Raw genomic sequence first — 11,524 nt, 5'->3', positions numbered from 1 at the left:
GCCGGGATTTCGACCGCGTACTGAAATGAAGCGCACTTCGTACGCTGCCCGGTTCAGGGCTTCATCAAATCCGACTCTGCGGGAAACCAGCCGGCCTTGCCGAGCGAGCCCGGCGTGGGGTGTCCCAGGCGCGCCTCGAGCCAGGGGGCGAGCCTTGCCAGGGCGGGCCCCTTCAAGCCACTTTCGATCCCCAGCCCGTCGAGCAGATAGACAAGGTCCTCGCTGGCGATGTTGCCGGTTGCTCCCGGCGCGAAGGGACAGCCGCCGATCCCGCCTGCGCTGGCGTCCAGCACCGTGACGCCCGATAGCAGGGCAGCATGCGCATTTGCGATCCCCATATTGCGGGTATCATGGAAATGTGCGCGCCAGACCATGCCCGCGACCGCAGCACGGGCGCCGTCGAACATCTCCGCGACCTGCCCTGGCGTTCCGGCACCGATCGTGTCCGCCAGGCCGATCTCGTCGGGAGCCATCCCGGCCACGGCCTTCACGATCGCCAGAACCTGCTCGCGCGGGACGAGCCCTTCGAAAGGACAGCCGAAAGCCGCCGCCACCAGCACGTTGCAGCGTCGCCCGGCCTCCTTGCCGACCACAGCGACGCGCTGCCAGGCCGCGATCGTGTCGGCAACAGAGCGGCCCTGATTGCGCAGGCTGAAGGTTTCGCTAGCGACAACCACATAAGTCAGCTCATGGCAGCCGGCCGCGACTGCTCGCTCCGCGCCGCGCGCATTGAGCACGAGCCCTGAAAAACTGACGCCGTCATGGCGTTGGTGCAGCCCGGACATGACCGCTTCGGCATCTGCCATCTGCGGCACCCGGCGGGGATCGACGAAGCTGGTGGCCTCGATCCGCTTGGCGCCGGCGGCGACCAGCTTGTCGATCAGGGCGAGCTTGTCCTGCGTCGAGACTGCAGCGGGTTCGTTCTGCAACCCGTCTCGCGGCGAGACCTCGACGATTTCGATGCGCTTGGGGAGAGGGCACGCCGCCGGGGTCATGCCAGCGCTCGTGACGAATTGCCGATTACGCGTCGTTGGCGCAGACCGGCCAGGGTTTCGCCGTCGAGGCCGAGCAGCCGCTCGAAGATCTCCTGGTTATGCTGCCCGAGTTCGGGGCCGACCGAATTCACGGTACCCGGCGTCTCCGACAGGCGCGGCGCGACATTCTGCATGCGCAGCTTGCCGAGCAGGGGGTGCGCCATTTCAATGATGGCCTTGCGGGCCTGGAAATGGGCGTCGGCCAGCATTTCCGGCGCCCGGAAAATGTCGCCGCGGGGTACGCCGGCATCATCCAGCAACGCACCGAGCTCTTCGCGCCCGAGCGTCGAAGTCCAGGCCGAGATCACGGCATCCAGTTCGGCCTGGCGCTCGCCGCGGGCGGTATGGGTGTCGTAGCGCGGATCGGTTCCGAGTTCGGCCCTGCCCATCGCGGCGCAAAGCCGCTTGAACACGCTGTCCTGGTTCGCGGCGATCAGAACGAAGGCGCCGTCCCGGGTCGGGTAGACATTCGAGGGAGCGACGAAGGGCAGGATCGCGCCCGTTCGTTCGCGGATATAGGCAGTCTGATCATACTCCGTGATCAGGCTTTCCATCACCGCCAGCACCGCTTCGTAGATGGCGCTGTCGACGACTTGGCCACGGCCGATGCGGTCACGCGCATGCAGGGCCATCAGCCCGCCGAGGCAGGCGAAGGTCGCAGCCAGCGTATCGCCGATCGAGATCCCCATTCGGCTCGGCGGCGCCGAGGGGTCGCCCACGACATAGCGCAACCCGCCCATGGCCTCGCCGATCGAGCCATAGCCCGCCTTGCCGGCATAAGGGCCGGTCTGGCCGAAGCCCGAGACCCGGATCATCACGAGCCGAGGATTGATCTTCGCCAGCTCCTCGTAGCCGAGCCCCCATTTCTCCATCGTGCCGGGCCGGAAGTTTTCGAGCAGGATGTCGGACTTCGCGACGAGGCGGCGCACGAGATCCTGGCCTTCGGGCGTGCGCGCATTGATCTCGACCGATTTCTTGTTGCGCGCGACGACCGGCCACCACAGCGAAACCCCCTGCGGCTTTTCCCGCCCCCATTCGCGCATGGGATCGCCAACGCCCGGCTGCTCGAGCTTGATCACCTCGGCACCGAAATCGGCCAGCAACTGGCCGCAGAACGGGCCTGCGATGAGCTGTCCCATCTCGATCACGCGCAGGTCGGATAATGGACCCGACCTCTGGGGTTGCTCGAAGGCGGTGTCGGCCGGCATGGCTGCTCCCTGATGCGCTGCGGCTGGATCCGATGCAAAGCGCAGGCTTCATCTTGTATCGTGCTCTGGCGCTCGGGACAAGATAGTTGTGTACAATGATTGCCGGGAGGCGTAGGTTCCGTACGCTGATCAGGCAGTCCGTGTAGAAATTATCGCGCAAAGCCATGTTATTGCAGCGTGATGATGTTATCGGCCTGGGTCAGCGCAGCAGCCTTGTACACAATGTCCAGAGAGATGGGCGGGAGCGAAAGATGGCCGGCACGGCGCAGTGGGTTCGAATTCCGAAAATCGTCTCGTTCGCCGACGATGCCAAATTCACCGAGACATACGGCTTCGCCGGCGCCTCGGGACAGGTGCATCTCGAGGGCCAATATTTCCGCGAGCCGAATTCGCCGCGGCGCGCGCTCTTTATATTCATGCACCCGTAATCGACCCTGAACCTGATGCCGATGCCCTCGGCGCTGGCCGCCGCCGGGCTGCATGTGCTGTGTGCCGCAAGTCGCTACCCCAAGAACGACAGCGGCCTGATCATGGAGAAGGTCGCCCTCGACATGGCCGCCTGGATCCGTGATGCGCGCGAAAACGAGGGCTATGAAAAGGTCGTGCTTGTCGGCTGGTCCGGCGGCGGCTCGCTGTCGCTGTTCTATGGCGCGCAGGCCGAGAGCCCGACCGTGGCGCAGACGCCGGCAGGCGATCCTGTCGACCTCAAGGCCGCGCATCTGCCGCGCCCCGACGGGATCATCTTCATTGCCGCGCATCTGTCCCGCGCGGAAACGCTGACCGAATGGCTCGACCCATCCGTGCTCGATGAGCGCAATCCCGACAAGCGCGATCGCGAGCTCGACATCTATGCCGAGGATTGCCCGTACAAGCCGCCCTTCTCGGCGGAATTCGTCTCCCGCTTTCGGGAGGCGCAGCGCGCGCGCAATGCCCGCATCACCGGCTGGTGCCTGGAAACGCTTAGTGAGCTCGGCAAGCGTGGCGGCGCCGAGCGCGAGCGGGCTTTCGTCGTGCAGCGCACGATGTGCGATGTGCGCTGGATCGACGCCGCGGTCGACCCCAACGGCCGCCGTCCGAACTGGTGCTATCTCGGCGATCCACGCACGGTCAACGTCGCGCCGGTCGGGCTTGCCCGATATTCTTCGCTGCGCTCATGGCTCAGCCAGTGGAGTTTTACGCACTCCAACGCCAAGGGCTCGGTCAATGCCGGCCGCATCAAGGCGACGCCGGTCCTGCAGATCGAGAACATGGCCGACGACGCCGTGCCGGCGTCCCACAACCCGCTGATCAGCGAAAACCTGGCGACGCGCGACAAGGAATATGTCCGGATCGCCGGGGCGACGCATTACTATGTCAATCAGCCCGAGCAGCTCCGGCAGTGCATCGACACCATTCTGGATTGGAGCAGGCGGCATGGCGTGACGGCCTGACCCGGCGGCACATCGATTGGCCTCGCTTTCAGCCTGTGTGCGGCACTATGATCGTGCCGGATACACGCGAGCCGGCAATGGTGCGTCGATAAACAAAGCGCCATTGTTGTGCACAATGATGGGCAGGCCATGGATGCAATGACGCCGAAAAGCCGGGCGGCCGATGTCGCTTATGAGCGCATCCGCAAGGATCTCGTCGCCGGGCGCTGGCCGAGCGGCACCCATTTGCGCGAGGCGGAGGTCGCCGCGGAGCTTGGCATGAGTCGAACGCCCGTGCGCGAGGCGATCCGCCGCCTCTCGGCGGAAGCGGTGCTGCATTTCGAGCCGCATCTGGGCGCGAAGGTGCCGGGGTGGACGCCGCGCGACCTCGAGGAAATCTTCTCTCTCCGCCTGAATCTCGAAGGGCTTGCTGCCGAGCTCGCGGCGCAGAATGCGACCATTGCGCAAATCGCGAAGCTTGACCGCCTTGCCCATGACATGGCGGAAATCGCGACGCAGGGTGAGGCGCAGCTCGGGAAATTGGCCGAATTCAACGCCGCGTTTCACCGCGCGATCATCGAGAGCTCCGGCAACAGCCGGCTGGAACGGCTGGTCGAACTGGTGACGGAGCTCCCCCTGGTTGTCCGGACCTTCGCCCATTACGACGCAAGGGCCATGCGCCGCAGCGTCTCGCATCATTTCGAGTTGGTCGACGCGATCCGCGCCAAGGACGGCGACTGGGCACGCGCTGTCATGGAGGCGCATCTGCGCGCTGGCCGCGAGGTCATGCTGAAGGGCCTGATGCAGGACTGAAGGGCGCGCCATCGCGCCGGCGCACCATGCCGCGTGTCGGAGCCGGGCTCGCTCGATCGCTTTTATTGTATACAATGAATTGACTTGCTCGAAAAGCTGCTGCAGGATGCTCCCGCGAAAAGCAATAACGGCGCAAGCCGGCGGGAGGAGATCATGCAGAAATTCGCCATCGTCGCATTTGCTGGGCTGACGGCCCTCGCGGTCCAGGCCGCGGGCGCTACGGAGCCGGTCAGGCTCGCCTTTGTCGACCCGTTGTCGGGCCCTCTCGCGAGCTCGGGGCAGCTCGGGCTGAACCACTACCGGTTCGCCGCCGACGAGATCAACGCCAAGGGCGGCGTGCTCGGCGGTCGCAAGCTCGAGATCGTGCCGTTCGACAGCAAGGCCAGCCCGCAGGAGGCCATTCTGATTCTCAAGCGGCTCGCCGATGAGGGCTTCCATTTCGTCAGCCAGGGCAACAGCTCTGCGGTGGCCGCCGCGATCGTCGACGCCGTCGACAAGAACAACGCCCGCGATCCCGCCAAGACGATGGTCTATCTCAACTATTCCGCCGTCGATCCCGCGTTGACCAACGACAAATGTTCGTATTGGCATTTCCGCTTCGATTCCGAGGTGGATATGAAGACGGCGGCGATGACCGAGTTCATGGCGCGCAACGCCGCGCTCAAGAAGGTCTATCTGATCAACCAGGACTACTCGTTCGGCCGAGCCGTCGGCGAGGCCTCGCGCAAGATGCTGGGCCAGAAGCGCGCCGACATCGAGATCGTCGGGGACGAGTACCACCCGCTGGTCAAGATCAAAGATTTTGCGCCTTATATCGCCAAGATCAAGGCATCGGGCGCCCAGGCCGTGATGACCGGCAATTTTGGCGCTGACCTGACCCTCCTCGTCAAGGCCGCCAAGGATGCGGGCCTGGAGGTGGATTGGTACACCTATTATTCGAGCCTTCTCGGTGCCGTGACGGCGATCGGCGATGCCGGGGTCGACCGTGTCTACGAACTCACCGAGTGGCATGAGAACATCGACAATCCCGAGCTGTCGGCCTTCGCCGATGCCTACAAGGCGCAGCTCAAGGACGACTGGCGCTACATGCGCGTGCGCACCATGCTCAACATGTTCGCGCAGGCGCTCGACAAGGCCGGCAGCGATGACCCGCGCAAGGTCGCGGCGGCCCTCGACAACGCCACCTATAAGAGCCCGCTGGGCGACGTCGTGATGCAGGCCGAGAACCACCAGCTGCTGCAGCCGCAATATGTCACGGTGCTCGCGCGCGGCGGGAAGCATGATCTGGAAGGCACCGGGATCGGCCGCAAGACCGTTGCCGCCTTCACGGCCGGGCAAACGGAGCTTCCGACGACCTGCAAGATGAAGAGGCCGGACTGACGGCGTCTGCCGGCTCCCATTGCGGATTGACGGAGACGCTGGCTGATGACGGGATTGCTCGCCTTGTCGCTGCTCAACGGGCTGGCTTACGGCCTGTTGCTTTTCCTGCTGAGCAGCGGCCTGACCCTGATCTTCAGTATGATGGGTGTGCTGAACTTCGCTCACGCCAGCTTCTACATGCTGGGGGCTTATCTCGCTTATCAGATCTCGCAGGTCACGGGCTTCTGGGTGGGGCTGGTGCTCGCGCCCCTGGCGGTCGCCGCCCTCGGCGCGCTGGTCGAGCGCTACGGGCTGCGACAGGTCCATAGGCACGGCCATGTCGCCGAGTTGCTCTTCACCTTCGGTCTCGCCTTCCTGATCGAGGAGATCGTGCAGCTGGTCTGGGGGCGCGCCGCGGTCGAATTTCCGCTGCCCGCGCCGTTGCGCGAACCGCTGTTCATGCTCGGCGGCATCGCCTACCCGGTCTATCGCGTCTTCATGATGGCCGTCGCGGTCGGTTGCTTCCTGGCGCTGCTGGCCTTGCTGAAGCGCACCCGCGTCGGGCTCGTCGTACAGGCCGCGCTGACGCATCCGCGCATGGTTGGCATGCTGGGCCACAACGTCCCGCTCGTCTTCATGAGCGTCTTTGCCGTCGGCGCAGGGCTGGCCGGGCTTGCCGGAGTGATCGGCGGCTCGGCGCTCGTCACCGAGCCGGCCATGGCGCGCGAACTGGGGCCCATCGTCTTCGTCGTCGTGGTCGTCGGCGGATTGGGGTCGATCGGCGGCGCCTTCATCGCCTCGCTGGCGATCGGCGTTCTCCAGACGCTCGCGATCGGCTTTGACGTACCGCTTGGCGACGCGCTGGCATCGCTCGGCGTCGCCACGAGCAAGTCCGGCAATCTGGCGGAACTCTGGTCGGTGACCCTGGCGCAGATCGCGCCGCTGCTCCCCTATCTGCTGCTGATCCTGGTCCTTATCGTAAGGCCGCGCGGCATCGCCGGAAGGCGCGACCTGTGATCTGGCGGACGCTTCTGGGACTGGCCGCTCTCGGATTGCTGGCGACATTGCCGGCCTGGCTCGGCTCGAGCTACGCCACGACGATCCTGTGCCAGATCGGCATCGCGATCGTCTTCGCGCTCTCCTACAACCTGCTGATGGGCGAAACGGGCATGCTCTCGTTCGGCCACGCCGTCTATTTCGGCACGGGAGCCTATTCGGTCGTTCACTTGATGCGCGCCGTGAACGAGGGGGCATTGGCCGTCCCGATCGCGCTTCTGCCTCTGGCGGGCGGGTTGGTTGCCCTGGTTGTCGCCGGCCTCATCGGGCTGGTCGTCATGCGGCGCTCGGGCATCGCCTTCGCGATGATCACCCTGGGTCTCGGCGAGGTCGCCGTTTCCGTCGCCCAGATGTTCAAGGGTCCCTTCGGCGGCGAATCCGGGATCGCGGCGGACCGGGTCGCCGGCCCGACCCTGGCCGGCCTGACCTTCGGGCCTCAGCGCGAACTCTACTGGCTCGTGCTGGGCTGGACGCTGATCGCGATGCTGGCGATGTACGCGCTGACACGCACGCCGCTCGGCCGGATCGCCAATGCGGTGCGCGACAATGCCGAGCGGGTCTCCTATCTGCAGTTCGATCCGCATGTGGTGCGGCTGATCATGTACTGCGCGGCGGGCCTGTTTGCCGGCATCGCGGGCGGATTGGCGGCGATCGTCTATGAGATCGTCACCGTCGAGGCCCTCTCGCTGGCGACCTCCTCGAATGTGGTGCTGATGAGCTTCATCGGCGGCACCGGCCATTTCCTGGGCCCCGCGATGGGCGCGGCCCTGGTCACCTGGCTGCAATCGGCGCTCAGCAGCTACAGCGACGCCTGGCTGTTCTATTACGGCGTCTTCTTCATCCTGACGGTGGTCTATACGCCGGTCGGGCTGGCCGGGTTGTTGAAGCATGCCTTCAGCGAAGCGGCCGCAGGACGCGGCGCCATACTGCTCGCGCGCGGTCTTGCCGCGATCCTGCGCGCGCTGCCCCTGCTCGTCGGAGCGATCCTGCTCACCGAGCTCTGCTATCGCATCTCGAGCGTCAGCACGCGTGGACGCAGCCTCACCGTGGCGGGATGGCGAATCGACGCTGGATCGCCATTGGCCTGGGTTGCCGCGATCGCGCTGATTGTCATCGGCGTCTGGCTCCTGCGGCAGCTCAGGCGCACCCGAGCCGCCCGGGAGCCCGTGCGGGAGGTGCGGTTATGACGGTCGCCCTGCGCCTCACCGGTGTCGCCAAATCCTTCGACCAGCTCTCGATCATCGCCGGTATCGATCTCGCCATCCCTGCTGGCGAGCGCCACGCCCTCATCGGCCCCAATGGCGCTGGCAAGTCGACCCTGTTCAACCTGATCAGCGGCCGCCTTCCTGTCAGCGCCGGTGTGGTCGAGCTGTTTGGCATCGAAATTCAGAACCGCGCGCCACATCGCGTCGCGCGTCTAGGCCTTTCGCGCAGCTTCCAGATCACCAACCTGTTTGCACGGCTGACGGTGCTCGAGACGCTGGAGGCCGCGCTGCTCTGGCCTGCCGGCATCCGCTACAGCCTGTTTCGCCGCATGAACGGCATATCCTCGGTGCGCGACAGGGCAAGGCAGCTCGCCGACGAACTCGGGCTGGCCTCGGTGCTGCATGTAGCGTCGGCGGAGCTTGCCTACGCCGATCAACGCGCCCTTGAGATCGGCGTCGCAGCCGCGGGCGATGCAAAGGTCGTCCTTCTCGACGAGCCCACCGCGGGCATGAGCCGCAGCGAGACCCAGCGCACCGTGGCGTTGATCCGCCGGATCACGGAAGGGCGCACCCTCGTCATGGTCGAGCACGACATGGGCGTCGTCTTCGACCTCGCTGACCGCATCTCGGTGCTGGCGCGCGGCAGGATCCTGATCTCGGCCGCGCCGGATGTCGTACGCGCCGATCCCGCCGTGCGCGAGGCCTATCTCGGGGCGATCGAGGAGACCGCGCGATGCTGAGCGTACGCGGTCTTCACGCCTGGTATGGCAAGAGTCATATCCTCCAGGGCGTCGAACTCGATGTCGCCGCCGGCGAGATCGTTACCCTGCTCGGTCGCAACGGTGTCGGCCGCTCGACCACGGTCAAGGCGATCATGGGCGATGTCGAGCGCAGGGGCGAAATCCGCTTCCAAGGCGAGCGCATCGACACGCTGCAGGCTCACCAGATCGCCCATCGCGGCATCGGTTGCGTTCCCGAGGACCGGCAGGTGTTTCCGACGCTGACGGTGAGGCAAAACCTCCTGCTCGGCTTCAGGACCAAGGCCAGGCCGGGCCGCTGGACGATCGCCGATGCATTCTCGCTCTTCCCACGCCTCGAGGAGCGCGCCGACACTCTGGCGGGCGCCCTGTCGGGCGGCGAACAGCAACTGCTTTCCATGACACGCACGCTGATGGGTGACCCCGATCTGGTCCTGATCGACGAGCCGACGGAGGGGCTAGCCCCGATGATGGTGGATCAGGTGCGCGGCCTGATCCTCGAGATCGCGCGGCGGGGTAGCTCCATTCTCCTCGTCGAACAGAAGCTGACCATCGCGCTCAAGGTCGCAGACCGCGCTCTGGTCATGGGTCATGGCCGCATCGTCTTCGACGGCAAGCCGTCCGAGATCGAGACCAACGATCAGGTGCGGCGAGAATTCCTGGAGGTATGAGATGAAACTCGATTGCACGGGGCGTCGCGTACTGGTCACGGCGGCTGCCAGCGGCATTGGCGCCGAGATCGCCAAGGGGCTCGCAGCTGCGGGAGCTCGGGTTCACGTCTGCGACATCGATGAGGACCGGATCGCAGCCTTCACCCGGTCGGCGCCGGGGATTTCCGCGAGTGTGGCCGATGTCTCGAAGGAAGACGATGTCGCACGCCTGGTCCAGGATGCATCCCGAGCGATGGGTGGCATCGACAGTCTCATCAATAATGCCGGTGTCGCGGGTCCAACCTCCGCGATCGAGGATATCGGCTTCTCTGACTGGCTTTCGACCTACGCCGTCAATGTCAACGGCACGTTTCTGTGTACGCGCGCCGTCGTGCCGCTCCTGAAGGCGGCGGGCGGTGGATCGATCGTTAACATGGCGTCGGTTGCCGGGCGCCTCGGCTATCCGCTGCGCTCCGCCTATTCCTCATCGAAATGGGCGGTGGTCGGGCTGACAAAGACCCTGGCGATGGAACTCGGCCCATCCGACATCCGCGTCAATGCGATCCTGCCCGGCATGGTAGAGGGCCCACGTCTGAACCAGGTGATCGCGGCGCGGGCGCTTGCCAAGTCGAAAAGCGAGGCGGAAGTCGAGGCAGAGTTTCTTTCGGCGGTTTCGCTGCGTCGGGCCGTCACAGTCCAGGAGGTTGCGGCGATGGTCATCTATCTGCTCTCGCCCATCGGCCGAAGCGTCAGCGGACAGGCCATCAGCCTCGACGGCAATGTCGAAGTCGCCCGGTAACCCTACAGAGAATGCCCTAAGTGAACCGGCTCCGACGCCCCGGTCTCGGGGCCTGCCCTCGGCCTGTGCGGTGCACGAAAATATCACCCGGCAGATAGCATATTAGGATGTGGCGCCTTGCCCCGTCCCCCGGCCCGTCCGGGTCCACACTGCTATGGGGTTGCGCATGCAGCGTCTTCGTTTTCTCACCTCGCGTACGGGCGACTTCGCCGCTCTCATCACGGCCGTCGCCGCGATGAGAAACGTCCTGCCGAGTCACGACTAGCGAGCGCGCAAATTCTAACGATCCGGGCCGGGTCGAAACTCGACTGAAAATGGGGTCCATCTTCAGGCAAACGCTGGGGGCGACCCGAATTTTCCGGCCCATCTTTTCCAGCGATTTCAATAGTTATGGCACCTTCAGAAAGGTGGCGCTCCCTAGGGGATGGGCCATTTTTGGGCCTTACTGCTGAGAAATCAGATACTTGGACATGACGGTCACGAGCTGCTGTGTAACACTCCTGTGTTACATTGGTCACGCGATTTCTGCACCCTCCCCCGCTATCCGCCGCACATGATCGTCGTACCCATGGTTGCGGTGCCGAAGAGGCTCTCCGCTGACCATCGTTCACCCCAGCGAACCTCAGACGTTCACTGTGGCGAACCTCAGACGTTCACCCCAGCGAACCCCCTATTAGAGGAACACCTAGAAGAACAGGTTAGGGGAGCACTACGGCCGGCTGGCGCCGACCGGCGTCCGGGTTCCTCGGAAGACAGCTCGATCCCGGTCGCCTCGAAAAAACCCGAGGTCCGCATCCGGACCCGACCGACCCGGATCGAACCGGAAATCCCGACCCCGACCCCGGCCCGGCCTTGATCGCCCTATTTCACATCTCCACAAGTAAAAGAGACTGTCTTTGTCAAGTAGAGTGGTGCTCCACCCTCGTCAATCGCTAGGGGAGTTGCGCTGTTGTGCCTGCCGTGCTTTACTGTTTCCAGTGAACACAGTAGGAGCCTCTCCATGATCGGAAGCAAACAGGTCTCTGTGACGCTGTCGCCAAGCGTCATCGCCGAGGTCGACAAGATGGCGTTCGCCCGCCGTATGAGTGGAATGACCGGGAAGGCCAGCCGGAGCGCGGTCATCGCCGACGCGGTTGCTTCGATCATCGACGCAAGCGTGCAACCGGGTGCAACGGAAAAGAAGTCGTAGCAACCCGAAGCCGAGCACAACTTTGCAACCCGGTACAAAAACTA

General features: G+C 64.8%; 12 protein-coding genes. 10 read left to right on the top strand and 2 right to left on the bottom strand.

All coding sequences use genetic code 11. The features are described 5' to 3' along the window. Positions 1 to 53: 53 nt before the first annotated feature. Both M9917_RS07770 and M9917_RS07765 read right to left on the bottom strand, forming a co-directional pair. Entirely contained in the window at positions 54 to 995 is a 942-nt protein-coding gene (locus M9917_RS07770) for a hydroxymethylglutaryl-CoA lyase (protein ID WP_297252435.1), read from the bottom strand. Next, entirely contained in the window at positions 992 to 2,242 is a 1,251-nt protein-coding gene (locus tag M9917_RS07765; protein ID WP_297252434.1) for a CaiB/BaiF CoA transferase family protein, read from the bottom strand. The genes M9917_RS07770 and M9917_RS07765 overlap by 4 nt, the downstream gene beginning before the upstream one ends. A gap of 251 nt (positions 2,243 to 2,493) precedes the next feature. On the opposite strand from M9917_RS07765, the gene M9917_RS07760 reads away from it, so the two are divergent. The 10 genes from M9917_RS07760 (at position 2,494) to M9917_RS07715 (ending at position 11,480) form a co-directional block, all read left to right on the top strand. Beyond that, positions 2,494 to 2,670 carry a hypothetical protein gene (locus tag M9917_RS07760; protein WP_297252431.1) on the top strand — a complete coding sequence of 59 codons (177 nt, stop codon included), beginning with the start codon at positions 2,494 to 2,496 and terminating at the stop codon, positions 2,668 to 2,670. Positions 2,671 to 2,685: 15 nt separating this feature from the next. Then, complete coding sequence (locus M9917_RS07755; protein ID WP_297252430.1) at positions 2,686 to 3,672, top strand: alpha/beta hydrolase family protein; 987 nt, start codon at positions 2,686 to 2,688, stop codon at positions 3,670 to 3,672. Between the two features lie 129 nt (positions 3,673 to 3,801). After that, positions 3,802 to 4,464 carry a GntR family transcriptional regulator gene (locus M9917_RS07750; protein WP_367273909.1) on the top strand — a complete coding sequence of 221 codons (663 nt, stop codon included), beginning with the start codon at positions 3,802 to 3,804 and terminating at the stop codon, positions 4,462 to 4,464. Positions 4,465 to 4,617: 153 nt separating this feature from the next. Next, the gene (locus tag M9917_RS07745) at positions 4,618 to 5,844 is read left to right on the top strand and encodes a branched-chain amino acid ABC transporter substrate-binding protein (RefSeq protein WP_297252429.1); all 1,227 of its coding nucleotides are present in this window, start codon (positions 4,618 to 4,620) and stop codon (positions 5,842 to 5,844) included. A gap of 45 nt (positions 5,845 to 5,889) precedes the next feature. Next, complete coding sequence (locus tag M9917_RS07740; RefSeq protein ID WP_297252427.1) at positions 5,890 to 6,840, top strand: branched-chain amino acid ABC transporter permease; 951 nt, start codon at positions 5,890 to 5,892, stop codon at positions 6,838 to 6,840. Next, entirely contained in the window at positions 6,837 to 8,066 is a 1,230-nt protein-coding gene (locus M9917_RS07735) for a branched-chain amino acid ABC transporter permease (RefSeq protein ID WP_297252425.1), read from the top strand. The genes M9917_RS07740 and M9917_RS07735 overlap by 4 nt, the downstream gene beginning before the upstream one ends. After that, positions 8,063 to 8,824, top strand: coding sequence for an ABC transporter ATP-binding protein (locus M9917_RS07730; RefSeq protein ID WP_297252423.1), 762 nt, complete (start codon positions 8,063 to 8,065; stop codon positions 8,822 to 8,824). The genes M9917_RS07735 and M9917_RS07730 overlap by 4 nt, the downstream gene beginning before the upstream one ends. Continuing rightward, positions 8,818 to 9,513 carry an ABC transporter ATP-binding protein gene (locus M9917_RS07725; RefSeq protein ID WP_297252421.1) on the top strand — a complete coding sequence of 232 codons (696 nt, stop codon included), beginning with the start codon at positions 8,818 to 8,820 and terminating at the stop codon, positions 9,511 to 9,513. The genes M9917_RS07730 and M9917_RS07725 overlap by 7 nt, the downstream gene beginning before the upstream one ends. A gap of 1 nt (position 9,514) precedes the next feature. Continuing rightward, positions 9,515 to 10,291, top strand: coding sequence for an SDR family oxidoreductase (locus M9917_RS07720; RefSeq protein ID WP_297252420.1), 777 nt, complete (start codon positions 9,515 to 9,517; stop codon positions 10,289 to 10,291). Between the two features lie 1,000 nt (positions 10,292 to 11,291). Beyond that, the gene (locus M9917_RS07715; protein WP_297252419.1) at positions 11,292 to 11,480 is read left to right on the top strand and encodes a ribbon-helix-helix domain-containing protein; all 189 of its coding nucleotides are present in this window, start codon (positions 11,292 to 11,294) and stop codon (positions 11,478 to 11,480) included. The last annotated feature ends 44 nt before the right edge of the window (positions 11,481 to 11,524 follow it).

The sequence above is a fragment of the Bosea sp. (in: a-proteobacteria) genome, assembly GCF_023953965.1.
Taxonomy (GTDB): Bacteria; Pseudomonadota; Alphaproteobacteria; order Rhizobiales; family Beijerinckiaceae; genus Allobosea.
Note: the sequence above shows the minus strand (reverse complement) of the source record. Positions and strands in the feature narration are given on the sequence as shown.